Origin of the sequence: Microcoleus sp. PH2017_28_MFU_U_A (assembly GCF_020738035.1) — a bacterium.
Classification (GTDB): domain Bacteria; phylum Cyanobacteriota; class Cyanobacteriia; order Cyanobacteriales; family Microcoleaceae; genus Microcoleus.
Genome location: NZ_JAEQCX010000038.1, coordinates 58,821 through 85,243 on the forward strand (window position 1 = coordinate 58,821; position 26,423 = coordinate 85,243).

Here is a 26,423-nt window from a genome sequence, read left to right on the forward strand (position 1 = left end):
GTTGTAATAAACTTTTTTCTGGATTAAGCAGGAGGCAAACATGACTGCGACGCTCATTCATCCCTCTCCAGAAAAAACCACACAACGGGTGGTACTATCTAGTATCAGTTGGCAGACTTACCAAAGCTTGTTAGCAGAAGCTGGAGACAACAGGTCTTCGCGGTTTTCATATTTTCAAGAAGTATTAGAAATTATCATGCCATCAGATTTGCATGAAACTGTTAATTGTTTGCTAAAACAGTTTGTGACTACTTTAAGCGATGAATTAAAGTTGAAACGTAAGGGATTTGGTTCGACAACTCTCAATCGTGAAGATTTAAAACAAGGTGCCGAACCAGATTCCTGTTTTTATATCCAAAATGTCGATCGCATTCGTGGCAGAAAAATTAACTTATCAATTGACCCGCCACCAGATTTAATCATTGAAGTCGATCTTACCAGTCCATATACTAATCGCTTTAGTATTTACAAAAACCTGGGAGTTCCTGAAATTTGGAGATATCTCGGAGAGACTGTACAATTTTTTCAATTTCAGAACGGAGAATATGTAATCTGTGAATGTAGTGCCACTTTTCCGATTGTTTCTTCAGAAATAATCACTCAATTTTTGCAGATGGCCGAGACGGAGGATGATATGACTATAATTGACGCTTTGCGAGTATGGGTGAGGGAGCAGTTGCGATCGCCCGAAAATGAATAATACTTAACTTAATTTAACTAATTCCTTTCTCCCACGGACGATCGACTCAAAGGTGTGGGATAATAAAGGGTCGGAATATCTGATATGTCAAAACCAGGGCGATCGGCACTAGGATCGGAATAGCCACTAGCAGTCCCCATTTACCAAACTTAAGTTTTTGACCGTCCGATTTGAACAGGAAAGTCACAGCGACAATTCCCATGAGTACCCAAAGACCACCGAAGCCCATGAAGACTGTATATCCTGCGTCTTCCATTTTTCCCCCTGCTTTTAGTAGCAATCAATCTTTAATCTTAGTTGCAGTTTGTTTCTGTTGAAATCTGCAAATCGGTCGATCGCACTTACTCAATTTAACTCTATTCCAACTTTGCCCGACAGCGACCTTCAATTTCGCACTCGATCCGCGCAGTTCGATCGCTCATAATACTTGCTAAGTCCGGTCTTCCCGTCAAAGGCAGCCGCCAATCAGCCCAAATTCCGTACAGCCAATTCGCGATCGCCCCAACAATCGGCAACTTAGTCACAGCATAGACCCAACCAATCCCCAAAATCTCGTAGATCCGCCGAAATACCTCAACATTTTTAATTGCCGTACCGTCGGGTAACACCGCGTGAATCCGGCCCATCGCCGTTTCGTAGTCGATTCCGCCGTGGGCTTGGGGGTTGTAGTCATCCTCCGCAATATCCACAAACGACACCAAACCTCGGCCCGCGTCCCGCTTTTTCAAGAAATTGACCTCCCGCACGCACAGCGGACATTCACCGTCGTACAAAAGCTCAATCTGCCAAGATGGCTTAATTTCAACAGATTCGGGAAATTCAGTTTTAGCAGTAGACATAGGGAAATTTATTTTAATGGCGATCGCACACAAACATTTTACCTGAAGACGAGCGGAAAGCCGCTGACTTCAGGCTCAGGCATGGGGATGAACGCGGCCCAGACTTGAGTCGCAAGAGAAACGATTACCAGGCTGTTTCTCGCAGTCAAATTTATAAACTAGCACGCTTATTTTATCAAAAAATGATATCATAGATTCATGTTAACAGTAACTCACGAGTACAAACTTCGACCTAATAAACACCAAGTCGAAATATTTGAGACTTGGTTAAACGTTTGTCGTCAGGTATATAACTATGCCTTGAGAGAACGGAAGGATTGGGTAAATTCTCGCAAGTCTCCTGTTAATGCTTGTTCGATAGTTGGTGAATATATCATCTCACCAGACACACCTAGACCTACCTATGCTAGTCAGTGTAAAAATCTAGCAAGAGCTAAGAAGATTTATTCCGAATTAAAGGTTCCGCATTCGCAAGTGTTGCAGCAAACATTAAAGGTGTTAGAATCGGCATTTGTGGCAATGTGGGATCGAGGACATGGTTTTCCACGCTTTAAAAAAAGGCTGCGCTCGTTTGTGTTTCCGGCTGTCAAAGATGCAGCAGTGGAGAATGGACGGGTTAATCTGCCAAAAATTGGTTGGGTCAGGTTGAAGATGTCTAGGCCTGTACCAGAGGGTTTTCTCCTGGCGCAAATTAGAGTAGTTAAAAAGGCTTCTGGTTATTTTGTAATGCTGACTTATCGGTTAGCGGTAAATATACCGGACATTCTCCCGTCGGGACATCATCTAGGTGTGGATATCGGACTAGATAAATACTTGGCAACCTCTGATGGAGAATTGGTAAATCGACCGAGATTCTTTAATGCACTTCACCGCGAGTTGAAATTACTGCAACGAAGATTAAAGCATAAGAGAAAAGGGTCTAATAACTGGCTAAAGCTTCAAAGAAAAATTGCTCAAATTTATCAAAGAATTAGCGATACTCGAAAGGATTGGCATTATAAATTAGCTCATCGGCTGTGCGACCAAGCGTCCATGATATTTGTTGAAAATATCAATTTTAAGGCTTGGGCTAAGGGGTTGTTTGGTAAACATACTTTAGATGCAGCTTATGGTCAATTTTTTTCCATCCTGTCTCATGTGTGCTGGAAGCGTGGGGTGTATTTTGCCCAAGTAGACAAGAACTATACCAGTCAAACCTGCCCTAATTGTGGAACCTTGACTGGTAAGAAAAGCCTAGATGTCAGGGTTCATTCTTGCCCTGAATGTGGGTATACGACCCACAGAGATGTAGCAGCAGCACAGGTGATTAGAAATCGAGGTATCCTTGCGGTTGGACAGCCCGTGAGTCAAATTGCTTCGGGAGGCGTACTGTCGGGAGTCCATAGGAATATCGGGCTAGATAAGGAATAGAAATTAAATAACTTAAGCAAATTTGTGGGATGGGGGGGAGAGCCCGTGCAGAAAGGACGGGCGGGACGCCCATCCCACAACAATCATCAAAGTGTAAGTTATTAAATTTTCATTCCTAAGTGCCTTTGAGAGAAGAATCCCCCCGATTCATCGGTGGGGAGTGTCAAAAGAATTAATAATTATCGGGCGCGCCGACCGCATCCCTGCCGCAGTTATTCCTGCTTTAAAAAATAGGCCCAAAGGTCAATCCAGTCTTGGGCGCCGACAATGCTAATATCGTCAAGATGCCGTCTGCTCAAAAAGCCCGAGACTTTCGCCCGATCGCTAATTAGCCTATTTATCGAGCAATTCCAGGCAAACCAACTGGCAAACACAATTTTTAAGGCGGCAACAAAATATAATAAAATTTGTAGTCACAGCCACAGCAAATCCCCCAACCAGTAAATTGCCCCCAATCTAAAAGCAAAAAGATAAATGAACGTCAGAGTCCGTCTAGCCCCCAGTCCCACCGGAAACCTCCACATCGGTACCGCCAGAACCGCCGTATTTAACTGGCTGTTTGCCCGCAACCAAGGCGGAACATTCATCCTGCGGGTAGAAGACACAGACGTAGAACGTTCTAAAAGCGAATACACCGACAACATCCTCGAAGGACTCACCTGGCTGGGTATGAACTGGGACGAAGGCCCGAGTTTTCAGTCCCAGCGTCTGGAAATCTACCGCCAAACAGTCCAAACCCTTCTCGACAAAGGACTCGCTTACCGCTGCTACACCACGTCAGCAGAACTTGACGAGATGCGGGAAGCACAAAAAGCCAACAAACAGGCCCCCCGCTACGACAACCGCCACCGCCACCTGACGGAGGAACAGCGCGCAGCTTTTGAAGCAGAAGGGCGGCAAGCTGTGATTCGGTTTATCATTGATGACGATCGCACGATCGCGTGGAACGACATGGTGCGCGACACCGTAACCTGGAAAGGTAGCGACCTCGGCGGCGATATGGTAATCGCCCGCGCATCCAGCGGCGGCCTCATCGGCCAGCCCCTCTACAACCTCGCCGTAGTCGCCGACGACATCGACATGGCCATCACCCACGTCATCCGCGGCGAAGATCACATCGGGAATACTCCGAAACAAATATTGCTTTACGAAGCTTTGGGCGCGACAATCCCAGAATTTGCCCACACACCGCTGATTTTAAACGCGCAAGGGCAAAAACTTTCTAAACGCGACGGCGTTACCTCGATTTCTGACTTCAAAGATATGGGTTACATCCCCGAAGCTTTAGTCAATTACATGACTTTGCTGGGTTGGACGGCGCCGGATTCTACGCAAGAAATATTTACATTGTCCGAAGCTGCGGCAGTCTTTACATTCGATCGAGTCAACAAAGCCGGTGCAAAATTTGATTGGGATAAACTCAATTGGCTTAACGGTCAATACCTGCACAAGATGCCTGTGCCGCAATTGACAGATTTGCTGATACCTTATTGGCAGAAAGCCGGTTATGAGTTTGATTCTAAGGCCGATCGCCCTTGGCTCGAACAAATAGCTGCTTTAATCGGACCGAGTCTCGTTCGCTTAACCGATGCTGTCGGTATGTGCAAGTTGTTCTTCTTGCCAACTTTGGAATACGAAGAAGAAGCACTCGCACAGTTGCAGCAATCAGGCGCTGCACAGGCTTTACAAGCAGTTCAAGAAGCTCTGGAAAGTCATCCCACCCTAATAGCAGCAGAAGCTCAGAAAATCACTAAAAAGCTCAGTAAAGAGAAAAATCTTAACAAAGGGCTGATTATGCGATCGCTCAGAGCCGCTCTGACAGGTGCAATGCACGGCCCCGACCTGATAGAATCTTGGGTAATCCTTCACCAGCGGGGGACGGCTAAAACCCGCTTGCTTGATGCCATTAGCAACTTGAATTTGCCGGCAGTTGGTGTTGCGGCCGAAACTCCTAGCCTAGAACAACCCAAAGCCGAAACTCCCGCCGAAATTTCCGAGCGGGAACAGCCAGCAGTCGAGGTTTCAACAGTCGAAACACAGGCGGTTGAGCTATCAGCAGCAGAGGTTACAGCAGTCGAAACACCGACTCTTGAAACAGTCGAAACGCCTTTGGTAGAACCAGCAGCAGAGGTTACAGCAGTCGAAACACCGACTCTGGAACCAGCAGCGGAAGTTACAGCAGTCGAAACGCCGACTCTTGAACCAGCAGCGGAAGTTACAGCAGTCGAAACGCCGACTCTTGAACCAGCAGCGGAAGTTACAGCAGTCGAAACACCGGCTGTTTCAACAGTCGGAACGGAGGTTTCAGCAGTCGATATTTCGGCAGTTGAAACAGCCGCAGCAGCAGTTGAAATACCTGCCGCCAATCAGCAAAAAACTATTGCGAGTGGAGAAATGACTTCATCAAACGAACCAGAAACAACCGTTATCATCACCGAAATTCCTGCTGAAAATGAAGCAGACAGTTCGAGCGGTAGCACAAAAGTCATCATTACCGAAGAACCAAATCAGACACAGCAGATCAAAGAACAAATTATTTCAATTTTGTCGGAGTTTCCTGCTTACATCGGCAGCTTTTACGAGCAGTACAAAAGTCCCTTGACAGTTGTCGGTGTCATATTAGCCTCGATTGTTTCTTTGAAAGTGCTTTTGGGCATTGTAGACGAACTCAACGACATCCCCCTGCTAGCACCCACATTCGAGCTAATTGGTATCGGATACACCGCCTGGTTTATCTACCGCTATTTGCTGCGCTCTTCCAACCGCCAACAATTAGGTCAAGAAATTCAAGCTTTGAAAGAACAAGTTTTTGGCAAAAAGTCCTAAATTTTTGTTGGTAATTTGTTGATTTTGTACCCGATACTGACAAGTTTAAATATGTTGTCAGTGTCGGGTTTTTTAATGAAGGAAGTTCGGCAACGGATTGTGTAACGGATGGAAGGTAGAAGGTAGAAGGTAGAAGGTAGAAGGTAGAAGGTAGAAGATAGAAGGTAGCCGTAGGGTGCGTCGAAGAAAGAAAAATCCCTCAATACAAACCCAAAATCTGACAGCGACGCACCAGCCATAGCGAGCAGACTCGTAAACAAAACAACTGTTTGTCTTGTTTGCTTAACTATCGTTTCATACCAAATTCTGGTTATTCATCCCCGTTATGAATTGTCTGGTGCGTCGCTGTTTGGGGAATGAAAACTGAATAACTTAAGCAACTTTGCTTCCCGATTTTTGTTCCAGTAAGGACGAAGGGGGGATAGTCGCCTAGGTTATTAAATTTTCATTCCTTAGATGTTCGGGCAATATTCTCTTTCCGATTAGATGTGATGTTGCTTTTCCTACTAAAAATTTATCGAATATGTATAATGGTGCACTTAAAAATCCTAATTTATTCAAAATCATTGCTTTCATGACTTGTCCTGGGTTCAGAAGTTCTTGGGTTCTTATTCCTACTATGAAAGTTGAATTCTTCTACTAATTCCATCTCGTCCATAGCACAATACCGTTTACTTAAGACCGCCCTGGGGGTAAAACCTATGAAAAATAGATACGGAGATTGCTTCGTTCCTCTCGAAGTAGCATCTTAAGTAAACCGTATTGGTCTATAGCAATCCTAAATCATTTGTAAATTTCTTACTCCCTCCCCGAACTCGCTCTGAGGGTTGGGGTGGGGTAAAAAAATTACGACTCCTGCAAAGATTGCTATAGTAGAAGATTTAATTCGAGCAGAAGAAGCACATCTACAGCAACTCGAACAGCAAAATCAGCAACTAGAACAGCAAGTTAATGCAGAAAGGCAGCACGTAGAAAGATTGAAACAGTGGCTTCGAGAATTGGAGGTAGACCTGGATACAGCACTTTAAATTGCAATGCAAAGTCTGATGTAACGTCTGGATTAATTGGTCAGCTCTTTTCTGAAGATAGCAATCACAATCATATTGGTTCGTAGTGAGGACTTTAGTCCTCATAATTAAAGGACTAAATTCCTCACTACGAACCGTTTTTATTAGGAATGATTGATTGGACGCGATCTGATATAGAGTCTGATTTTTTAAAGAAGTCGAGCCTGTGGGTATTCTATGAATGCCTGGTTATCATACAATGATTGTAGATTAAGTGATTTTCTACGGGTCAAAGTCGTGGCTTTCAAAATTGGTTTGCTAGGTTTGGGTACGGTTGGCGCGGGAACAGCAGAGATTTTGCTCTCCCCAGATGGGCGCCATCCGCTGTTGCAGGAATTGGAAATCTATCGGGTGGGAGTGCGCGATATTTCTCGAACTCGGTCTTTACAATTGCCAGAAAATGTGCTGACAACTGACCTAGAGGCGATCGCGACTGACCCGGAAATTGATATTGTAGTAGAACTGATTGGCGGATTGGAACCGGCGCGATCGCTCATTCTGAAAGCGATCGACAACGGGAAGCACGTAGTCACCGCCAACAAAGCAGTTATCGCCCGCTACGGTAATGAAATCTTCGACGCTGCTAACGCAAAAGGCGTTTATGTAATGCTAGAAGCTGCGGTGGGCGGCGGCATTCCGGTCATTCAAACCCTCAAACAATCTTTAGGTGCAAACCGCATCAAAAGTGTCACCGGCATCGTTAACGGCACAACTAATTACATCCTGACGCGGATGCAGACAGAAGGTGCAGACTTTGCCGAAGTCCTCGCGGACGCTCAGCAATTAGGTTATGCTGAAGCTGACCCTACAGCAGATGTGGATGGATGGGATGCTGCTGATAAAATTGCTATTTTAGCTTCGTTAGCTTTTGGCGGACGCATCAATTTAGCAGATATTCACTGCGAAGGTATCAGGCAAGTTAGCGCGGCTGATATTGACTACGCCGACAAGCTGGGATTTACGATCAAATTGCTGGCTATTGCTCAAGAAACTAGCAAAATTTCCGAGCATAATGGGGATGCAGAAGGGGAACTCCTCTCGATTCGGGTGCATCCTACTTTTGTGCCGAAAGCTCATCCGCTGGCTAGTGTGAACGGCGTTTACAATGCAATTTTAGTTGAAGGAGATGCGATCGGGCAATTGATGCTCTACGGGCGCGGTGCGGGGGCTGGGCCCACAGCCAGCGCGGTAGTATCCGACATTTTGAATGTGGCTGCTATCCTGAAAACCGAAACTGTGCCGATTCCCCATCCTTTGCTGAGTTGCACTCACCAACACTACTGCAAAATAGCAGAAATGCAGGAACTTGTGACTCGGTTTTACGCGCGTTTTCTGACGCGGGATACGCCCGGGGTTATTGGCAAACTCGGCACTTGTTTCGGTAACCACCAAGTTAGTTTGGAGTCCATTGTGCAGACGGGAATTCACGGCGATTTAGCAGAAATTGTTGTCGTGACTCACGATGTTCGGGAAGGTAATTTCCAACAAGCACTCGATGAAATTCGCGCGATGGAAGCAGTCGATAGTATTGCGAGCACGTTGCGAGTTTTGTAAGAATTGCACAAGGTTATGCCAATTTTTTATGAGGTTGCATAGAATCCGATCCCCCCTAGCCCCCCTTAATAAGGGGGGGACAAGATTCCGATCAAAGTCCCCCTTCTTAAGGGGGATTTAGGGGGATCGAGATATGTGCAACTTCACATTAAATTGGTATTAGTAGTGAGGACTTTAGTCATTCTTTTCCTGAGGACTAAAGTCCTCACTACGAACCTTTTTTAGATTGTTTTTAATTTAGTATGGATCAATAAAATTGGATTTTGTCGATCGCCCTACAGGAAGGCACTTGCTAGATTCCCTCTACGAAAAGTTTGCCAAACCCCAACTCCACGATACTGAGGATCCCAGCAATCCGTCAATTTATGTTCGGCACGCAGAGGGGCAAGTTGTTGATGGAAATTATACCATAGAAAAAGTGTTTGAAGACTCGCGCACTGGTTTTTATGCTGAAAGTCGCCTTCCGGTTTCTGGGAATAATCCGCCCGTGCTCGTGATTCGCGGATACGGTTCGTGGTATCCTTTCGATCGCGTTTTGGAAGATACACCCGATGTATTTATCGCCAAAGTACAACGCCAGTTAAAAGCGGCGGAAACTGTAGGCGCTATAGATTGGATAAAACAGCAATTTCGCAGCGGAAATCCGGCGGATGTCATCGGAGAAAGTTTGGGCGGCAAAGTTGCTCAGCAAATTGTAGCAAAATACCCGGATTATATTCGATCGACTGTAACGTTTAATTCTTTGGGCGTTGCGGAAAAGTTAGCTGAAACTTGCACCGCTAACAATGTTTTTCACTACTTTACTTTAGGCGAAAGGTATGCTTTCTGGGCAAATGGAGGCGATTACATACCGGGAACGATTTTTGTGATTTCCCAAAAAGGGAAAAACTGGTGGTATAAAATCGAAGAGGCGATCGTCCGAATGGCCCGTTTTGAAGGCAAGTTTCGCAAAAGGCGAGTCCTGGTGGTAATGTTGGCTCAGTGGCTGTTGTTAAATCGGCATAATGCGATCGTCCTCAACAAGAAAAAGCCGGTAGTCGTTGAGATCGCGCGCAACTGCAAATTTTCCGAAAAAGCCGCTTCACCTAAACCCCTACCAAAGCCTTTGATGCGCCCGGTGACTGATTTTCCCGCGCTGCGACGGCGAGTACCAGACAAAGCGCTGCGATCGCTTTTTCCCACTCTTCCTTGACGGCGGTGGGTTGAACCTCATCAAAGGCGCTAACTAACCGAGGGATCGATCGATCTAATGCAAGTCTTGGAATCGATTTGTGCATCTCAACTAAATCAGTTAAACTCTCTTGATTCTTCAGAAAACCGACTACCCATTTTGTAGCATGATCTGGACTATCTGGGACATTTTTAATTCCCAATTCTGTTTGCAACCAATCATAAAAAGCTGGGAGTTTTTGGGATAATATAGCCCCAGCAGCAGGCAAACTTTCTTTAAGCAAAGCAGTATCCAGACTTCCCAAGATTTGATTGAATTCCGGTGAATCCAGCAAGCTGGTTAATGGAAGTGCAAGCAGAGCTTCGGAAGCATCAGAGGATAAATTTAAAGTGCGCGAAAATGTTGATAGCATTGGAAAGTCTCTCAGAAAGATGATGCTTTCACTATGCCAGTAACGCAGAGCAATGAATATGAGCTACCTCATATTAACCCATTTTGATTAGGAATAATTAAATTGAACCCATTTTTTATGCTAGCAACTCATCGACGGCAATAGTAAAACCAGGCAAAACTATTTGAGTGCTGACAACTTCCCCTCTGGCAAATAAAAGTCTCTGCTGTTGAGTGACAACAACAATCCACTGACTCTCAGGAAGTACCAGCCATATTTCTTCACAGCCGGATTGCAGGTATTCATTGGTTTTGGCAAATACTTCTTCCGCTTTATCAGTAGGAGAAATAATTTCAGCAATCAACGGGAAACTTTGAGGAAGTATGGTAAAATCATTGAATTGGGCGACTAATTCTGGTGTCAAGTAAGAAACATCAGGACAGCGACCTCTCCCTACTGTACGGCAACCTGTTTCTGTGTAAACTTCTCCACCTTGTCCGCTGGAAATTGCGTAATTTCCCCAGTAGCGGGATAGCCGAGATTGAATCCGACCAGTTTTTGCTGTCATGCCGTTTTTTTCTACTAATTCTCCATCGATCCATTCTGTGCTGTCAGGCGGGTTTTCCATCCATTCTTCTAGGGAAATTCTGGGAGATTCAATAACTTGAATTTCCCTGGATTCGATGAGTGAACTTACCATCATGTGAGTCAATCCTTCTATATGTGTACTATCTCACAATTTGAGCGGAATATTAAGTTTTCTAGAGTGAAGACCGGGGCGGGTTTATAATAAAATAGGTTTGTAGTGAGGACTTTAGTCCGCAACAAATAAGGACTAAAGTCCTCACTACGAACCTATATAGGAAGCTATATTTGAATGTTTTAAATAAATTCTCCTTTCGCCACCATCACCACTTTACCTCCCACCAAAACTTCTATTTCTTCCTGATTTTTTTGAGCTTTCAACAACAGCAACGAAGGTCTACCAATTTCATAACCCTGTTCGACTCTCACATCAATCTTTGATTCCCCGCAATAAGTATATTCTACCAAATATCCAGCCAAACAGCCATTGGCACTCCCCGTCGCCGGATCTTCGGGAATTCCTAAGGAATGGGCGAAAACTCGGACGTTTAAATCATTAATGTCGCTGTAAGTTTCTGGGCAGAATATCAAAATTTCTTTGGCTTCTGTGGTATTAATTAATTCAAAATATTTATCTAAGTTGACTTGAGCTTTTTTGACGGCTGCGAGGGTTTTTAACGGGACAATTATAAACGGTACTCCGGTAGAAACTTCTTGAATTGGGAAGTTTGTCTCAATCTCATCGGGTTGTAAATTTAGGACGCTGGCGAGAGTTTCGGTTGGCAAAACTTGACCGAATGTTGGTGGGTTTTGTCGCATCCACAAAATATCTGCGGATTCGTTGCGATAATTAAAGGTGACAGGAATTTGACCCACGGCTAAATTGAGAATTACTCGATCGACCTTTTGGCCAATTATCTGTTGTTGTAGCACAAACGCCGTCCCCAACGTCGGATGACCGGCAAACGGTAATTCCTTCTTGGGCGTGAAGATACGCACGTCATAGCCGCCGTTTTCCGGCTGGTTTGATCGAATAAACGTAGTTTCCGAATAATTGATTTCCTTCGCTATCAGCAGCATTTCGGCCTCTGAGAGTTCCGCAACTCCCGCGCCGCAAAAGACAGCTAGCTGATTGCCAGCATATTTTGACTCGGCAAACACGTCAACGATATAAAAATTCATATTTCCCTCCTTTAAGATTAGAAGACCGGGCGATTGAAATCGCGTCTATACAGACAAAACCCGCCTCCGCTTTCCCTCTTTTAAGATTAGAAGACCGGGCGATTGAAATCGCGTCTATACAGACAAAACCCGCCTCCGCGGGTTGAATACCAGACGGTTAAAATTACGTTATCTTCTCTTTGTCCGCGGAGGCGGACATTGTTTGTGTAGACGCGATTTCAATCGCCGACTCTTATCGACATCGACAAGATTTTTGACCCAGACTCGCTACTTCAAACAGCGAATAGCCTGCAACATACCCCGGGCTTTATTGAGAGTTTCTTCATACTCCATATCCGGGTTAGAATCGGCCACCAAACCAGCACCGGCTTGCACAGAAACCGAATGTTTGTCACCGCCCTGCGATTGAACAACCATAGTGCGAATTGTAATCGCACTATTCAACTGTCCCTCAAAATCATAAAACCCGTAAACCCCAGAATACGGGCCGCGACGGCAACCTTCCAACTCGTGCACAATTTCCATCGCCCGAATCTTCGGAGCACCGCTAACCGTACCAGCAGGAAAACCAGCTTTCAACAAATCCCAAGCTGTCTTATCTTCAGCCAATTCTCCGATTACATTGCTCACAATGTGCATCACATGAGAATAACGCTCAATTTTCATTAATTCGTCAACTTTTACAGTACCGCTGCGGCAAACTCTGCCTAAATCGTTTCTGCCCAAATCAACTAACATCACGTGTTCCGCAATTTCCTTCGGATCTTGCAGTAATTCAGCAGCCAAAGCATCGTCTTGTTGAGGAGTTTGACCCCGGCGGCGCGTACCGGCAATCGGCCGCAAAGTTGCAATCCTTTTGCCGTCAACAGTATTTTCTGCCTTCACCATCACTTCTGGACTGGAACCGATAATCTGCCAATCTCCAAAATTAAAATAAGCCATGTACGGAGAAGGATTGATCAGGCGCAAAGAGCGGTAAAGTGCAAAAGGATCGCCCGTGTATTCTGCTTCCAGCCGCTGCGAAATCACTACCTGAAAAATATCTCCCGCTTTGATATAATCCTTGGCTTTCAATACATTTTCACAATACTTGTCGCGGGTGGTATTGCTGCTGTAAGCTAATTCTGTATTTTCAGTTGTGGAACTTGCATCTTGCCCGTAACTCGGCGGAGTCCATTCTAGGAGAGTAGATTGTTGTGAAAGTGGCGATTTCAGCTTATTTACTAACTGAGAAACCCGATCGCACGCTGCCCCATAGGCCTCGGCCAAATCAACGCCTGTCTCGCGCAAATCCGCATAGGCGACGGCCCAAATTTTCCGTTTCACCTGGTCGAAAATCAGCAAATTATCAACCTGCATCCACAACCCATCCGGCAAATCATTCTCGCCCGCCGGATGCACTGGAACTCGCGGTTCAATCCACTTAATTAACTCGTAACCCCAAAAACCGAACAACCCGCCAATTCCCGGCGGTAACTGCGGCAATTTCACTGGTTTGTAAGGCTGCAAACACTCGGTTAAAGCCTCAAACGGATCGCCCGTAAATACTTTTTCGGAACCGTCGCGGTAAACTTGAGTTGTGCGATCGCCCCTAGCCTCCAAAATCCACAGCGGATCGCACCCTAACAAACTATAACGCCCGAGTTTTTCCCCACCTTCCACCGACTCCAGCAGAAAACTGTAAGGTTGACCGGCGCAAACCCGATACCACGCAGACACAGGCGTATCCAAATCAGCCACCCATTCTTGATATACGGGTACAAAATTGCCTTGTTTCGCCAGTTCCGAAAATTGTGAGAAATCGGGAAATATCATATATAGCAGTTGACAGTTGACAGTTGACAGTTGACAGTTGACAGTTGACAGGAATCAAATTGGAGAGCGATCGCTTGGGGATCTCAGGGGTCTCTTCATGAGGTGCTTTATGTCAATACCTTGAATGGCGGTTGCTATACTAACTTTAATTACAATCAATAAACAAAAGACGGAAACCAACAGCCCTCCGGCGATTGGTACTCGCCAACAGCCATCACCGCCATCGGCTTGACGGCGCGCAGCCCTTGTTGCAAACACCAGCGAAACAAACTTCCATACCTCAGCGGCAAGTGAAAAGCTAGCACATCTTCGGAACTGTACGCAGCAGCCCCCAAGAGCAAAACCTGCATATCTGCCTCGGTTTCGGCGACGCTGTGACCCAAAGCAGATATCGCACAAGTATAAGCCACAATCCGACCTTGCTGGTACGCAACTAACGGACAATAATTATTTAGGGCGTATTCAATCTCGGAAGTTCGATCGCACCCACAGACTTTTTCGCACAAAGCCGCGCATTCGCCCACATCCTCGCTAGCCATCGGCCGCACCTCAAACCCATACTGCGGCACGCTGCGAAACTTCCCCTCCATTAACACGAAAGGTTCCTTCACCTCAAAACCCAGAGAAGCGTACAGCGACAGCGAGGCCATGTTGAAAGATTCTTGCACCAAACGGATGCCTACAGCATCCTGTCCCCGTTCCAGCAAGGCTTTCATTATTTCCCTCCCTGCACCGCGGCCTTGAAAAGCCCGATCGACACTGACGGGCCCGATACCGCGAATCGGGTTGCGTTCATCCATAAAACCGCACCCGACAACCGCACCGTCATTCTCGGCTACAACGCCAAAATACGAGGGATTTTCGAGCCAAAACCGACTAATTTCGGCCGCCAACTCTACCGTCAGAAAATCTGTGTGAGGGAAGCAGTGGCGATCGGAAATATCTTTAAAAGCTTCATAATTAATGCGAGCGCAAACATCGATATCAGAAATCTGCGATCGCCTGATTGCGACATTCATTTTTAATTTAAGGATTAACTATTAATTAGATTTGATATTTGCAGTAGAAGCTGGGCGCTGCCCATTCCTGTCAACTTAACCCTAAAACCCTTGATAAATCTCGCTTTTCTCCGAGGCCAGATCCCCCTCAATCCCCCGGATAGTCGGGGGAGGAAAGAGAATGCTCTTGTCCCCCCTTTTAAGAAGGAGACGAAAGAGAATGCTCATGTCCCCACCGACTATCAGGGGGGCTAGGGGGATCAGTCTTAACTGAGTCCCAAATAAGCAATATTACTTATGTTTTGCTCAGCAATAGATCGATCGCTTAAGGATCGTAGGTCTTCTTACCTGTGAACTTCACCTTGATCGGATTGGGATTGCTGCCAATATTGCGAGGGACACTACCATTAGCAACACGACCTTCGTTCACCTTCTCAGGGAACACGCCATCCTTGGGATGCAGGTACTCAGTAGAACCGTCAGGAAAAACGCGGTAGATTTTGTAGTTCGAGATTTTGAATTTCGCCCGCAGTTGCTGGCCGCCCAAAGCGATACACTGCTCCTTCCGGGGCAGATACAGCAAGTTGTCGCCTTGACGCATAATCGCAGCGCCACCTGTAGGCATTTCAAACACTTGTTCCTTGGGGCTAGTCCAAGTGATAGCATACTTCTCTTCAACTAGCGCCTTGGTCAGCAAGCCGCCGGTGCTGCCGCCGAAGATGGGGGGTTGTCCAGTCAGTTCTTCTGCCATAGATATATCCAAAGGATTTTTACGGCATCCTATCATCGCCACTGTACCCTGTTATCGAAATTGTAAGGAAAGTTAACAGTTTTTGGGCGATCGATCTTTTCTGATAATTAGGAATTAGTAATTAATAATTGATAATTTGTAATTTTTACCAAAGTTATAAAACAGAACTCTCTCTGCACAAATCCCGAAAAAATATCTCAAAAAAATGTAATGCTTCGGGTACTGGTCGGGCACCCAAAGCATCGCACATTGCCCAATTCCTCACACGCGATCGCACAAATCTGCCCATATATTACCGAGCAGCACCTAACCCTAAGTCAAGAACCAATTAGGGTCATAGCCGCGCGGAATTTGACTCAAAGCAGTCCAAGTTTCTTGGTTGACAATCCCGTCGGCCTCGATCCCAAAGCTTTTTTGAAATGCGCTAACAGCCCGATCAGTCAAAGTGGCAAATTGACCGTCAATAGAGCCCCGATAGTGCTGGGAAATGGTCAGAACTTCTTGAACAGTAGTGACTGCTTCCCCAGAACTGCCGAATTTAAGTACCGGCATATTCACAGGAGCTTCAGTATAAAGGGCCTGCCAAGTCAGCGGCCCGACAATGCCGTCCGGCGACAAGAAAACCCGATACTGAAACAGTTTCACAGCAAATTCAACTGATGAGTTAAAAATTCCTTTTACAGGCTGCCGGTAAACCCGCAACTTGGTTAACATTTGTTCGAGTTCCAATACCGCTTGACCTTGAGAACCTAATTGCAGTTGTGGCTTAGTAATAGCTTGTTGGGTAGATTTCATCTTGGTTGTAAATGACATATTGATTTTCCTCTAGGTTTGAGTATTCCGATCGCAAAAAAGTTTTTCCGGGCGAAATATGGGCATCCTCAACTTTTCACGAATCAACACTGACGCCCGCCCGTGTCTCAACAGATTCGATCGACTGCAAGCCCTTTCCAGACTTGTGGCCCTTCCGACTTAACGCTCCCAATATCCCGGTAGTGCTCTGCCGCCCAACCCTTTATTTTGCCTAAAAGCCGGGTTTAAGACGCAAGCACGTCCTGAATCTGCTTTGATACTTTCGATCCTAAGGCCCAACACCGCCGGGTCGCATCACCTGTAAAAGCTATCTCGCGGGGTGAGAGGAGGTATAGCACAATACGGTTTACTTAAGATGGTCCTTCGATAGGAACGAAGCAATCTCCGTATCTATTTTTCATAGGTTTTACCCCCAGGGCGGTCTTAAGTAAACGGTATTGGGGTATAGCAGCGGAGGCGAGTTCTGCTTTGAAAACTTCTTAACTTTATTCCAGCCAGCGAACCAATATTTTCTTTAAAAACCGAGTTTTTACGCAAGTTTTTTTGATCTACATTACTAACTGCCTACAAAAATAGTTTATAGCTAAGTAATATCCACAGCTTGTACGCTCAAATGATATTAAAGTCCTCGGTAATGTCCACAATGTGTACCTACAATCATATTGATTGTGCAAGTGTAAAAACCAAGTGTTTCTGTGATTCTTTGTTATATCCAGAAATCTCCCAATCCTGCAATTGCTTTCCCCAACGCCCCGCGAGCAGCTATTTATCTACGCCCTAACTTTTATTATTAAAATTTAATAAAGTCATTTACAATGATGGTGGGATGCTGTATGATTTCATTTAAAGGCTGTAACACTTCCACCATAAAAAAATTAAGAGTTGCAATTTCTAGGTCGCTAGACCTCTTAAAACAAACACCTGCTAAATACGTAAGTAATTTTAAAATTGTGCGATCGTTCGATACATCGCTGCAACCTGCGGCTTTGTAAAGTAGCGATCGCCCGCCATTCATTGGGGTTCCATATGTGCCATTCTCTAATTAATTCGGCATTGATTTATAATCAACTGGGAAAATCTACTATGCTGCCAGCTTCAGGGATTTCTGGTTACAACTTACAAGAGCTGATTCACCAAGGAACTAACACAGTTATTTATCGAGCCATATCGACAGCAGAAAAACAATTAGTCATTCTCAAAGTCTTAAACACCGACTGCCCGACCCTAGAACAGAGCGCCAGTTTAAAACACGAATATCAAATCACAAAACATATCGACTCAGAGTATGTCATCAAAGTCTATCGACTCGAAATCCATCCTTTTTGCTTAGTGTTAGTATTAGAAGATATCGGAGGGGTATCCCTGAAATATTGGATCGAAAACTTAGAACATCAACCAGAATTAGCCGAGCCCGAAACCGACAATCTAGAGGCGAATGCCACGCATTACCAATTATCGATTGCCGATTTTTTAAACATAGCCGTATCCTTGGCAAAAGCTTTAGTATTGCTGCATCAAAATCAAATCATACATAAAGACATTAAACCGGATAATATTATCATAAATCCCCAAACAAAGCAAGTAAAACTTGCTGATTTTAGCATCGCTTCGCGGTTGAGAAAAGAACAAACACACTCAAAAAATTCCGATCGCCTAGAAGGAACCCTGGCATATATGTCCCCCGAACAAACCCGGCGCATGAACCGTTCCATCGACTACCGCAGCGATTTCTACTCTCTCGGCGTCACCTTTTACGAATTACTGACAGGACAATTACCATTTACCAGCAGTGACCCGTTAGAAATGGTACACTGTCACATAGCCAAACCACCAGTTCCCCTGCAACAACTCAACCCACAAATTCCCATAGTTTTGACCCAAATTGTGGCAAAACTCATGGCAAAAAATGCCGAACTTAGATATCAAACTGCCACAGGATTATTAGCAGATTTAGAACGCTGCCAAAATCAAATAAAGAATTCAGGGACAATTTCTAACTTTATTCCCGGACAACTAGATGCCCTGAGTCAGTTGTCAATTCCTCAGAAACTCTACGGACGAAACACAGAAATAGCACAATTATTAGAAGTGTTCGATCGTGTCTGCAAAGGCAGCGGTGAAATTGTCCTAGTCAGTGGCTATTCCGGCATCGGCAAATCTGCATTAGTTCATGAGATTGTCCGTGATATAACGCGGCAACGTGGCTATTTTATATCTGGTAAATGCGACCAGTTTAAGCGGAATGTTCCCTACGCTTGTTTCACTCAAGCTATGGGTAACTTCGTGCAGCAAATTTTGATGGAAAGCCCAACTCAGCTAGTAGCATGGCGACAAAGACTACTCAACGCTTTGCAGAAAAATGCTCGAATTGCGATCGATGCTATCCCGGAGTTACAATTGATTTTGGGCGAACAACCTCCCGTACCCGAACTCGGTGCTATTGAATCTCAAAACCGCTTCAACGGAGTGATGAAGAAGTTTGTCCAAGCAATTGCAACAGCCGAACATCCTTTGGTAATGTTTCTCGATGACTGTCAGTGGATGGATGCTGGAAGCGTTAATTTGTATCAACACAACTGCACCGAAGAAAATCCTTACTTCCTGCTTATTCTTGCTTATCGAAATAGCGAAGTAAGTCCGAGCCATCCCTTTATGTTGGCAAATGAGGCAATGAGGGCCGCAGGAATTGCGATCGCCAATATTCACCTGGAACCCTTGGCAATTTATGAAGTAAATCGATTAGTTTCTGACACTTTAAACTGTTCTCCTAGAAAAGTCGCATCCTTGGCACAATTGCTGCTCGAAAAAACTCAGGGAAATCCTTTCTTTTTAAAGCAGTTATTGAAGTCACTGTCTCAAGAAAATTTTCTGATATTTAATATAGAACTTGCAGAATGGGAATGGGACACCCAAGAAATCAAACAGCAAAATATTTCCGAAAATGTAGTTGATTTAATGGCTCATAAAATTCAATATTTATCTGAACAAAGTCAGACGATTTTACAATTAGCTGCTTGTATAAACAACGAATTTAATCTGGATATATTATCAGTAGTGAGCGAACAATCTTTGACTAAAACAGCACAATATTTGTGGGAAGCGCTAGAATTAGGGTTGATTTTGCCTGTAGATGACGCCTATCTAGTACCACAAGTATTTGAGCAATGGGAATTAGAAAAGTTGGCTCCAATAATTGGCAAATTGCGCTACAATTTTTTGCACGATCGGGTTCAACAAGCCGCTTATGTGATGATTCCTGAGTCCCAAAAACAATCAGTTCACTGGAAGCTGGGACGTTTGTTGTTGGAGGGGAGCAATGAAGCTGAACGTCAAGAACAGATTTTTGATATTGTTAATCATTTGAACTTTGCTCGCGAATTCATTGCTAATCCTGAAGAACTTTATGAATTAGCACAATTAAATTTACAAGCAGGTAAAACTGCTAAAGCTGCTTCGGCTTTTGAAGATGCGCTTACTTTTTTCCAAGCTGGGTGCGACTGTTTGCCTGTCTCAAGTTGGCAAGATAATTATAGCTTGAGTTTTGCGCTAAATTTAGAGCTGGGTGAAGCAGAATATTTAAATAGTAACAATGATGCAGCTTTAGCAATTTTTGACCGGATTCTGACCAAAACTCATACTTTGTTAGAACAGTGTGCGATCGCAGAATTGCAAATAACTTGTCTGCGGATGAAGAATGACTTATCTGCCGCTTATGAGTTAGGGATTGAAACGTTAAATTCTTTGGGGGTTGAGATTGAACCTTACCCGGATGATGAATTTCTAGCCCGAGAATTAGCAGAGACGAAGAGGATGATCGGGCGATCGATCGATATATTAGCAGATTTACCCAAACTTACCGATTCGCTACAACTAGCAGCTCATCGAATTTTGAAAGAACTTTTCCCGATCGCCTATTTTACCAGTCCCAACGCTCAATATCTCTGCGCGATGAAGTTTGTACAAACAAGCATTCTGTACGGGAATTCACCATTTTCCGCCTTTGGTTACACTTTGTACGCCTTTACTTTGGTCAACAAATATCGCGAAATCAAGGCGGGCTGCGCCGCCGGAGAACTCTCGCTCAATCTCTACGAAGGCTGTGACAATAAAGAGTTAGGTACTTGTATTTTTCATATGTGGGGGGCTTTAACTTTACATTATATGAAATATATCGATGAATGCAAGCCTTTTATGCTCAAAGCTTTCAATAGCGGTTTAGAAACAGGTGCTTATCAATGGTCGGGATATGCTTCGATTAATTATCTATGGGTCTGCTTTTTTGGCAACGAGTCTTTGAGCAAAGCTACAGAAATTGCCGATCAATTTATTCCAGCGCTTTCAAAGGTCGATCGCAATATGCTAGCTTATCACTTGCTGACCAAAAATGCGATCGCCCAACTGACTAGCTCACCAGAAACCTACCCAGAGCCGGAAACCTTCATCGACGAACACCAGCTTTTAGAATTTGCCAAATCCTCAGCCGATCTTACCACTGCTTTTGTCATCTATCTTTACAAGCTCACCCATGCTAATTGGTTTGGCGAAGTCGATCGCGCCTTAGAATATGCTCTCTTCGGCGCGGAATTTTTGAAAGGCGGTGCCGGTCATTTTGTCAACCCGGTTTTTCGGTTCCATCACGCGATCGCCCTAGCTGCTGGTTGCACAAACGCCAATGATACCGAGTACAAACTATACCGAAAACAGCTCACTATTAGTCTGGAGAATTTTCGAGATTTGGCAGAACACTGTCCTGCAAATTATCTGCACAAATATTCATTAATTCAGGCAGAAATCGCGAGGTTGTCAGGAGACAGCCATACAGCAGCACAACATTATGATTGGGCGATCGCCTCCGCCCTCAAAAATGGCTTCGTCCAAAATGCTGCCCTAGCCAATGAATTAGCTGCCAGATTTTATATAACACAAAATCGTGCCAATCTCGCCAAAATTTATCTCAATGATGCCCGTTTTTGCTATGTCGAGTGGGGTGCAACCGCCAAAGTTCATCAACTAGAACAATCTCATCCAGATTGGTTTAACAAAATCAGCGACGATCGGATCGCTATAAATACAACTGCGACTACCGCCACTGATGCCAATATTTTTGATTTGAAAACAGTAATCAAAGCTTCTCAGGCTATTTCTAGCGAAATCGTCTTAGAAAAATTGTTAAAAAAACTGCTGCATATTATTTTAGAAAATGCAGGCGCTCAAACCGGGTGTATTCTTTTGGAACGAGACGGATACTTGTTCGTTGAAGTGTCGGATAGCGACCCGCATAATTATGCAATATTTGAAGAATTCCACCCAGTCAAAAATAACTACAAAGTCCCTCTTTCTATCGTCAATTATGTAGCAAGAACTCAGGAACCTCTGGTACTAATCGATGCAACTAAAGAAACACTTTACCAATTCGATACATACATTCAGCATCAGCAACCGAAGTCAGTTTTGTGCGCGCCAATTGTCTATCAAGGAAAGTCAATCGGTATAGTTTATCTAGAAAATAACTTGGTCGCTGGAGCCTTCACTGACGAAGGTTTGACACTTTTGGAAATGTTGACCGCACAAGCAGCAATTGCTATTGCAAATGCGCGTTCCTACGCTAGCGAACAAGATAAATCCCGCCAGTTAACTGAATCCCTACAAAACTTGCAACAATCTCAAGCCGAACTCGCTCAAAAAGAAGAGGAGTACCGCAGTATTTTTGAAAGTGTAGCAGACGGACTTATCTTAATAGATTTGGAGACTAGAAAATTTGCGGCAGCAAACCCGGTAATGTGCGAAATGTACGGTTATTCTATGGAGGAATTCTTGAGATTAAGTCCTTTAGATCTCCTGCACCCAAAGTGCCTACATTTATTCGATGAGTTTATGACAACCGTTAGCTTGCACCAAGAATTTTATTGTGAAGCTGTCGTGCTGCGAAAAGACGGTACAGAATTCGATATTGAGGTAAGAGCAAAGTTTTTTGAATACAGAGGGAAACCCCACGCTTTGTCAATCATTCGCGATATCAGCCAGCGCAAAGTAGCGGAACAAGCTTTACAAACATCAGAAGCTCAACTGAGAGAGAAAGCTGAAAATTTAGAAGCCATATTGATCGAACTGCAACAAACTCAAGCACAATTAGTTCAAACTGAAAAAATCTCTCAACTCGGACAACTGGTAGCTGGAGTAGCCCACGAAGTGAACAATCCTATTGGCTTTATTTCTGGGAACTTGCACCACGTTCAAGAATATATTGGTGATTTAATTAACTTGGTGAATATTTATCAAGAAAACTTTCCAGAACCGGGAGCAGAAATTGAACAGGAAATTGCATCGATCGATCTACAATATCTATTAGCCGACTTGCCCAAAACTACGGCGTCCATGAAGATGGGAATCGATCGCATCCGCGACATTATGCAATCTCTGCGGAACTATTCCCGTAGCGACAGTCAGGAAAAAAGAGCAGTTGACATCCACGAAGGCATTGAAACTACTTTAATGATTTTATCTCACCGCCTCAAGGCTAAGCACAACAGACCGGCAATTAAAATCATTAAACATTACGGTGAGTTGCCAACATTAAAATGCCATCCCGGGCAAATAAATCAAGTATTTATGAATTTGATTGCTAATGCGATCGATGCTGTGGAAGAATTCAACGCGGGCAAAACCTACGCAGAAATTGAACAAAATCCCAATATAATTATGATTTCTACCGTGGGTGTTTGCCAGCAAAAACTGGAAATCATCGATACAATTGTGATTCAGATTGCTGACAATGGAATGGGAATGCCGGAATCTGTCAGAGAAAAAATGTTTGCGCCATTTTTTACAACTAAAGCAGAAGGTAAAGGTACGGGATTGGGACTGTCTATTTGCCATCAGATAGTCACTGAAATACATGGGGGAACTTTGGAATGTTTGTCTTCGGTAGGAGGCGGAACAGAGTTTGTGATTGGTCTTCCGATTTAGGGGAGTTATTGGGCATGGGGCATGGGGCATGGGGCATGGGGCATGGGGCATGGGGCATTGGTTATTGGTTATTGGTTATTGGTTATTGGTTATTGGTTATTCGTTATTGGTTATTCGTTATTGGTTATTGGTTATTGGTTATTCGTTATTGGTTATTGGTTATTGGTTATTGGTTATTCGTCATTCGTCATTCGTCATTCGTCATTCGTCATTCGTCATTCGTCATGGGATCAGACGGCGGTTGAAACCGCGTCTACACAAACGAAACCTGCCTCCGCAGGTTGAACATCGGACGGCGGTTGAAACCGCCCGGTCTTCTAAACAATTGGAATGGTAAAGTGAAATTCACTTCCTCGGTCTTTTCCTGGGGAATCTACCCAAATTTTACCGCCCCAGCCGGCAACAATTTGTTTGCAAATTGCTAATCCCAAACCGGTGCCGCCGGCGCTGCGCCGCAATGCTCCTTCTTCTTGATAAAATCGATCGAACACTACTTTCAAACTATTCGCCTCTATTCCCCGCCCTGTATCGGCTACGAGCACTTCCACCATGCGAGAACCGTTGCATTTTGCGCGCACTGTGACGCTTCCCTGGGGTGTGGTGAATTTGCAGGCGTTGTCTAGGAGTTTGGATAGCACCTCCACTAACCATTCGCCGTCTGCTTGCACTAAGGGCAATTCTGCGGAGACTTCGGCGATAATTTCGGGTAACTGTCGATCGACTCCGCCGCGCGATCGCACGCTGCTGAGGGCCAAGTCAACGCATTCTTGCAGCGTCAGCGATTCTACATTCCATTTAACTCGCCCGCTTTCTAAGTGAGAAAGTGTTAAGAAATCCTGGACGAGTTTCCGCATTCGATCGGCATCTCCGAGGGCTGTTTCTAACATGATTTGCCGCAATTCTTGGGGCATATCTGGCTCGGAGTTCAAACTTTCTAGACACACTTGAATGGTAGAAAGTGGGGTGCGGAGTTCGTGGCCTGTGATGGCAATTAGATTGCTGCGAGTGCGGTCTAATGCTTCTAATTGTTGGTTGAGTTCTTCTAAGTGAGCGTAGGTTTCGGCTTGAATTAAGGCTGCTCCGAGTTGGGTGGCGATCGCCTCTACGAGAGCAATTTCGTCTTCTTCCCAAGGCGAAGTCGATCGGCATTGGTGCATTTCCACCATGCCCAAAACCCGCCCTTGATAAAGCACCGGCACTATTAACCAAGAGACAATCTGCCAATTTTTGACAATTTCGCCCAGGGATTTTGTATTGACAATCTGCGGGTGTTGTGCTGTCTCTTGGATGTAAACTCGCTCTTGTCGCGCTACCGCGTCCCGAAATATGGGATTTTCCTGCAACGGCCAAGTCTCGTTTAGCACAGAAGTAGCGCCGGCACGCAAAAATTCGCGATCGATTTTGACCGCCGCATCTGCTGCTTTGCACCGATAAATCAAACAGCGGCTTGCTGACAGGGCTGTTCCCAGTTCAGAGACTGCGACTTCGACGATTTCTTGCGGGTTGAGAGACTGCCGCATTGCCGTTGTAATTAAGTTGATCAGGCGTTCTTTGCGTTCTTGGGCGGCGATCGCGCTGTATGCTTTCAGAAGTTTGTGCTGACCTGATTGCAAGTAGGTGACTAAGCGTTCGGCAAAAGCGTCGCTCAATTTGGGATTGGGAATTCTTGAGTTTTTTGACGCACTTTTCGCTGGTTTTGCCGCTTTGTCTGCGGCGGATTTCCGCGTTTTTTTGGGTTTTTTGCCCAGATTGTAAGTTGTGCGCGCTCGATCGATCTTTTCGGCCAATTCCGGGCGATATTTGACAATTTTATCGAGCAACAATTCGGCAGCTTTGCAGCTTACCTCTCTGTCGAATGTCCAAATTCCTTCAAATCGGCGAGCTTGATCCATCAACAGCGGGCTGCGCTCGTCTTGGTTGTCGATCGGCACAATTTTTTCTTGACAAATCAGACAAGTTGAGTAATGTTGCCCAACCACCACTAAGTGCCACTCTTTACTTAAGGCATCTTCCGCTGCAAACGCCACATTTTCGTGACATTCCGAGGAATTTTTAAACTCAGTTTCCGGTGCAGCCAGCACGTATACCTGAGAGGATCGATCGGCAATGCGCCGGTAGCGGTGAGCTTCTTGGCGGTAGAAGCGCTCTCGCTGAAAGCTGGCAATCACTAGGGGTTCGTCGTCGGAACCCGCCAAAACCAAGTCTTCCATCGCGTGAGACAGCGCTGTCATGGAAGATTTGAAATAAATTTGTGCCCGCAGTTGGGGCAAAGCTTGCAGAAGTTCTGCCAGTAGCGAAATTGGGACGATCATCTAGCTTTAAGCGTGCATTTTTGCCGTTGACATCCTCCCCGACCTAGAAGGTGCGGGGATTCCAAGAATCACTTCCAGGAGCTTTCTGCTTCAAAGCAACTGCCATCAGACTTATGCCTATCCGGCCTTACGTTCGCTCCACAGACTTTAACCGCAAGCCCTGCGGCAAGAATATTATTGGCGGCATTAACATCGCGGTCGTGGTGGGTTTATACCCACTATTTGCCGATGACAAAACAGGAGCGATCGACAATCAGTTGAGATCGATCCCTTTTAAGTATCTCTCAAAACTAACTACAAATTGGCCGTTAGCGAGAAACTAACGGCCAATTATTTTTTTAGGGCGATCGCCCGTAAGTATAAATGCTGGCAACGCGATCGAATCAGGCTAGTTCGCCGCCTTCGTCACTGCCGCCGGGAGATGATTTGTAAAGAGCATCTAATTGTTCGCGCGCGTCTTGGACAGTCAGCGAACGCATCACTAATAGCGGTTCGTTAACAATATTTCCGTATTCGTCTAACAGTTCTGGATGGGGTACGGCTTGAGAGCGAGGATAGGATGCGTAGCGATTATTTGCCCTGAATTGTTGGGGGCGCTGGGACTCCATACCTACGGTGACTAGACTGCGGATTAAGTTACTGACGGCCAAAAAGGCAAGAACGGTGAAAGCTAAAATATAAAGCAGGTGTAACATTATTTTCTCCTCCGGGCTCTGATAGCCACACAGCAATTTACAAAAGTGTTTCAGCAAGTATTGACACTCCCGGGCGTAAACGCGGGGATTCTTGGTTCACTGACATACCTTTAAACTATTCATCCCTTCGGCAATATTTAAACCAAAAACCCGTCCAATTGAACGAAGCTTCGAGCCTAATTTGAATAGTCCCAGAGGGCTTGTCTCCCCAAGCGTTAAGGGATTATTCCCTTTGTTTCCGTATGCCCTACGGTACATCTAACTACTAAGATTTTGAGTTTTCTGGTATGGGTGCACGATGGCTACCCTAGCTATGTTTTTGTGGTTTTCGCCACCCACGAGACATTA

20 protein-coding genes and 2 pseudogenes are annotated in these 26,423 nt (G+C 45.0%); 10 read left to right on the forward strand and 12 right to left on the reverse strand.

The features are described 5' to 3' along the window. Nucleotides 1-40: 40 nt before the first annotated feature. Nucleotides 41-700 (forward strand): Uma2 family endonuclease, encoded by a 660-nt coding sequence (locus JGK14_RS08110; RefSeq protein ID WP_325314937.1) that lies wholly within the window; start codon nucleotides 41-43, stop codon nucleotides 698-700. A 46-nt stretch (nucleotides 701-746) separates the two neighbouring features. On the opposite strand, the gene JGK14_RS08115 is transcribed toward JGK14_RS08110, so the two are convergent. Further along, on the reverse strand, nucleotides 747-956 hold the full coding sequence (locus JGK14_RS08115) for a hypothetical protein (RefSeq protein ID WP_293191312.1): 210 nt from the start codon (nucleotides 954-956) through the stop codon (nucleotides 747-749). Between the two features lie 100 nt (nucleotides 957-1,056). Next, the gene (locus tag JGK14_RS08120; protein WP_293179508.1) at nucleotides 1,057-1,539 is read right to left on the reverse strand and encodes a thiol-disulfide oxidoreductase DCC family protein; all 483 of its coding nucleotides are present in this window, start codon (nucleotides 1,537-1,539) and stop codon (nucleotides 1,057-1,059) included. Between the two features lie 198 nt (nucleotides 1,540-1,737). Here JGK14_RS08120 and JGK14_RS08125 point away from each other — a divergent pair, with 198 nt between their 5' ends. The 3 genes and pseudogenes from JGK14_RS08125 (at nucleotide 1,738) to JGK14_RS08135 (ending at nucleotide 5,775) form a co-directional block, all read left to right on the forward strand. After that, nucleotides 1,738-2,949: an RNA-guided endonuclease InsQ/TnpB family protein gene (locus JGK14_RS08125; RefSeq protein ID WP_293223654.1), complete on the forward strand. Its 1,212-nt coding sequence runs from the start codon at nucleotides 1,738-1,740 to the stop codon at nucleotides 2,947-2,949. A 474-nt stretch (nucleotides 2,950-3,423) separates the two neighbouring features. Then, nucleotides 3,424-4,845: pseudogene (gene gltX / locus JGK14_RS08130) on the forward strand (glutamate--tRNA ligase); the annotation flags it as partial. Nucleotides 4,846-5,343: 498 nt separating this feature from the next. Next, a complete protein-coding gene (locus JGK14_RS08135; protein ID WP_325314947.1) occupies nucleotides 5,344-5,775 on the forward strand; it encodes a CAAD domain-containing protein in 432 nt (143 codons plus the stop codon). 438 nt (nucleotides 5,776-6,213) lie between these two features. Here the strand turns inward: JGK14_RS08135 and JGK14_RS34020 are convergent. After that, nucleotides 6,214-6,433, reverse strand: a pseudogene (locus JGK14_RS34020) (DUF4277 domain-containing protein); the annotation flags it as partial. A gap of 169 nt (nucleotides 6,434-6,602) precedes the next feature. Here JGK14_RS34020 and JGK14_RS08145 point away from each other — a divergent pair. The 3 genes from JGK14_RS08145 to JGK14_RS08155 all read left to right on the forward strand — a co-directional run bounded on the left by JGK14_RS08145 (nucleotide 6,603) and on the right by JGK14_RS08155 (nucleotide 9,588). Beyond that, nucleotides 6,603-6,803: a hypothetical protein gene (locus JGK14_RS08145; protein ID WP_293191316.1), complete on the forward strand. Its 201-nt coding sequence runs from the start codon at nucleotides 6,603-6,605 to the stop codon at nucleotides 6,801-6,803. 276 nt (nucleotides 6,804-7,079) lie between these two features. Further along, nucleotides 7,080-8,396, forward strand: a complete 1,317-nt coding sequence (locus JGK14_RS08150; protein WP_293191318.1) for a homoserine dehydrogenase — start codon at nucleotides 7,080-7,082, stop codon at nucleotides 8,394-8,396. Nucleotides 8,397-8,652: 256 nt separating this feature from the next. After that, on the forward strand, nucleotides 8,653-9,588 hold the full coding sequence (locus tag JGK14_RS08155; protein WP_325314939.1) for a hypothetical protein: 936 nt from the start codon (nucleotides 8,653-8,655) through the stop codon (nucleotides 9,586-9,588). On the opposite strand, the gene JGK14_RS08160 is transcribed toward JGK14_RS08155, so the two are convergent. From JGK14_RS08160 to JGK14_RS08190, 7 genes are all read right to left on the reverse strand, one after another. Beyond that, nucleotides 9,482-9,979, reverse strand: a complete 498-nt coding sequence (locus JGK14_RS08160) for a hypothetical protein (RefSeq protein WP_325314940.1) — start codon at nucleotides 9,977-9,979, stop codon at nucleotides 9,482-9,484. The two genes, JGK14_RS08155 and JGK14_RS08160, sit on opposite strands and share 107 nt — an antisense overlap. A 115-nt stretch (nucleotides 9,980-10,094) precedes the next feature. Beyond that, nucleotides 10,095-10,661, reverse strand: coding sequence for a Uma2 family endonuclease (locus JGK14_RS08165; RefSeq protein ID WP_325314941.1), 567 nt, complete (start codon nucleotides 10,659-10,661; stop codon nucleotides 10,095-10,097). A gap of 179 nt (nucleotides 10,662-10,840) precedes the next feature. Next, complete coding sequence (locus JGK14_RS08170; RefSeq protein WP_325314942.1) at nucleotides 10,841-11,725, reverse strand: PhzF family phenazine biosynthesis protein; 885 nt, start codon at nucleotides 11,723-11,725, stop codon at nucleotides 10,841-10,843. A gap of 267 nt (nucleotides 11,726-11,992) precedes the next feature. Next, on the reverse strand, nucleotides 11,993-13,540 hold the full coding sequence (gene trpE, locus JGK14_RS08175; protein WP_293182855.1) for an anthranilate synthase component I: 1,548 nt from the start codon (nucleotides 13,538-13,540) through the stop codon (nucleotides 11,993-11,995). Between the two features lie 155 nt (nucleotides 13,541-13,695). Further along, complete coding sequence (locus tag JGK14_RS08180) at nucleotides 13,696-14,559, reverse strand: GNAT family N-acetyltransferase (protein WP_325314943.1); 864 nt, start codon at nucleotides 14,557-14,559, stop codon at nucleotides 13,696-13,698. 304 nt (nucleotides 14,560-14,863) lie between these two features. After that, nucleotides 14,864-15,289, reverse strand: a complete 426-nt coding sequence (locus JGK14_RS08185) for a photosystem I reaction center subunit II PsaD (RefSeq protein ID WP_293182871.1) — start codon at nucleotides 15,287-15,289, stop codon at nucleotides 14,864-14,866. Between the two features lie 312 nt (nucleotides 15,290-15,601). Beyond that, nucleotides 15,602-16,102: a peptidoglycan-binding domain-containing protein gene (locus tag JGK14_RS08190; RefSeq protein WP_293182851.1), complete on the reverse strand. Its 501-nt coding sequence runs from the start codon at nucleotides 16,100-16,102 to the stop codon at nucleotides 15,602-15,604. Between the two features lie 1,083 nt (nucleotides 16,103-17,185). Between JGK14_RS08190 and JGK14_RS08195 the strand changes: the two genes are divergently transcribed. Then, on the forward strand, nucleotides 17,186-23,068 hold the full coding sequence (locus tag JGK14_RS08195; protein ID WP_325314944.1) for a trifunctional serine/threonine-protein kinase/ATP-binding protein/sensor histidine kinase: 5,883 nt from the start codon (nucleotides 17,186-17,188) through the stop codon (nucleotides 23,066-23,068). 21 nt (nucleotides 23,069-23,089) lie between these two features. Next, nucleotides 23,090-23,353, forward strand: a complete 264-nt coding sequence (locus JGK14_RS08200; RefSeq protein ID WP_325314945.1) for a hypothetical protein — start codon at nucleotides 23,090-23,092, stop codon at nucleotides 23,351-23,353. Between the two features lie 32 nt (nucleotides 23,354-23,385). On the opposite strand, the gene JGK14_RS08205 is transcribed toward JGK14_RS08200, so the two are convergent. Continuing rightward, on the reverse strand, nucleotides 23,386-25,380 hold the full coding sequence (locus JGK14_RS08205; RefSeq protein ID WP_293213377.1) for a DICT sensory domain-containing protein: 1,995 nt from the start codon (nucleotides 25,378-25,380) through the stop codon (nucleotides 23,386-23,388). A 113-nt stretch (nucleotides 25,381-25,493) separates the two neighbouring features. Here JGK14_RS08205 and JGK14_RS34025 point away from each other — a divergent pair, with 113 nt between their 5' ends. Further along, nucleotides 25,494-25,703 carry a hypothetical protein gene (locus JGK14_RS34025; protein ID WP_442921440.1) on the forward strand — a complete coding sequence of 70 codons (210 nt, stop codon included), beginning with the start codon at nucleotides 25,494-25,496 and terminating at the stop codon, nucleotides 25,701-25,703. Nucleotides 25,704-25,763: 60 nt separating this feature from the next. Here JGK14_RS34025 and JGK14_RS08215 read toward each other — a convergent pair whose 3' ends face one another. After that, entirely contained in the window at nucleotides 25,764-26,075 is a 312-nt protein-coding gene (locus tag JGK14_RS08215; protein WP_293148252.1) for a DUF2973 domain-containing protein, read from the reverse strand. Between the last annotated feature and the right edge of the window lie 348 nt (nucleotides 26,076-26,423).

Bases quoted from the DNA above. Each gene is read 5' to 3' on its own strand.
- JGK14_RS08110 (WP_325314937.1), top strand. From the start codon at position 41: ATGACTGCGACGCTCATTCATCCCTCTCCAGAAAAAACCACACAACGG.
- JGK14_RS08115 (WP_293191312.1), bottom strand. From the start codon at position 956: ATGGAAGACGCAGGATATACAGTCTTCATGGGCTTCGGTGGTCTTTGG.
- JGK14_RS08120 (WP_293179508.1), bottom strand. From the start codon at position 1,539: ATGTCTACTGCTAAAACTGAATTTCCCGAATCTGTTGAAATTAAGCCA.
- JGK14_RS08125 (WP_293223654.1), top strand. From the start codon at position 1,738: ATGTTAACAGTAACTCACGAGTACAAACTTCGACCTAATAAACACCAA.
- JGK14_RS08135 (WP_325314947.1), top strand. From the start codon at position 5,344: ATGACTTCATCAAACGAACCAGAAACAACCGTTATCATCACCGAAATT.
- JGK14_RS08160 (WP_325314940.1), bottom strand. From the start codon at position 9,979: ATGCTATCAACATTTTCGCGCACTTTAAATTTATCCTCTGATGCTTCC.
- JGK14_RS08165 (WP_325314941.1), bottom strand. From the start codon at position 10,661: ATGATGGTAAGTTCACTCATCGAATCCAGGGAAATTCAAGTTATTGAA.
- JGK14_RS08170 (WP_325314942.1), bottom strand. From the start codon at position 11,725: ATGAATTTTTATATCGTTGACGTGTTTGCCGAGTCAAAATATGCTGGC.
- trpE (WP_293182855.1), bottom strand. From the start codon at position 13,540: ATGATATTTCCCGATTTCTCACAATTTTCGGAACTGGCGAAACAAGGC.
- JGK14_RS08180 (WP_325314943.1), bottom strand. From the start codon at position 14,559: ATGAATGTCGCAATCAGGCGATCGCAGATTTCTGATATCGATGTTTGC.
- JGK14_RS08185 (WP_293182871.1), bottom strand. From the start codon at position 15,289: ATGGCAGAAGAACTGACTGGACAACCCCCCATCTTCGGCGGCAGCACC.
- JGK14_RS08190 (WP_293182851.1), bottom strand. From the start codon at position 16,102: ATGTCATTTACAACCAAGATGAAATCTACCCAACAAGCTATTACTAAG.
- JGK14_RS08195 (WP_325314944.1), top strand. From the start codon at position 17,186: ATGCTGCCAGCTTCAGGGATTTCTGGTTACAACTTACAAGAGCTGATT.
- JGK14_RS08200 (WP_325314945.1), top strand. From the start codon at position 23,090: ATGGGGCATGGGGCATGGGGCATGGGGCATGGGGCATTGGTTATTGGT.
- JGK14_RS08205 (WP_293213377.1), bottom strand. From the start codon at position 25,380: ATGATCGTCCCAATTTCGCTACTGGCAGAACTTCTGCAAGCTTTGCCC.
- JGK14_RS34025 (WP_442921440.1), top strand. From the start codon at position 25,494: ATGCCTATCCGGCCTTACGTTCGCTCCACAGACTTTAACCGCAAGCCC.
- JGK14_RS08215 (WP_293148252.1), bottom strand. From the start codon at position 26,075: ATGTTACACCTGCTTTATATTTTAGCTTTCACCGTTCTTGCCTTTTTG.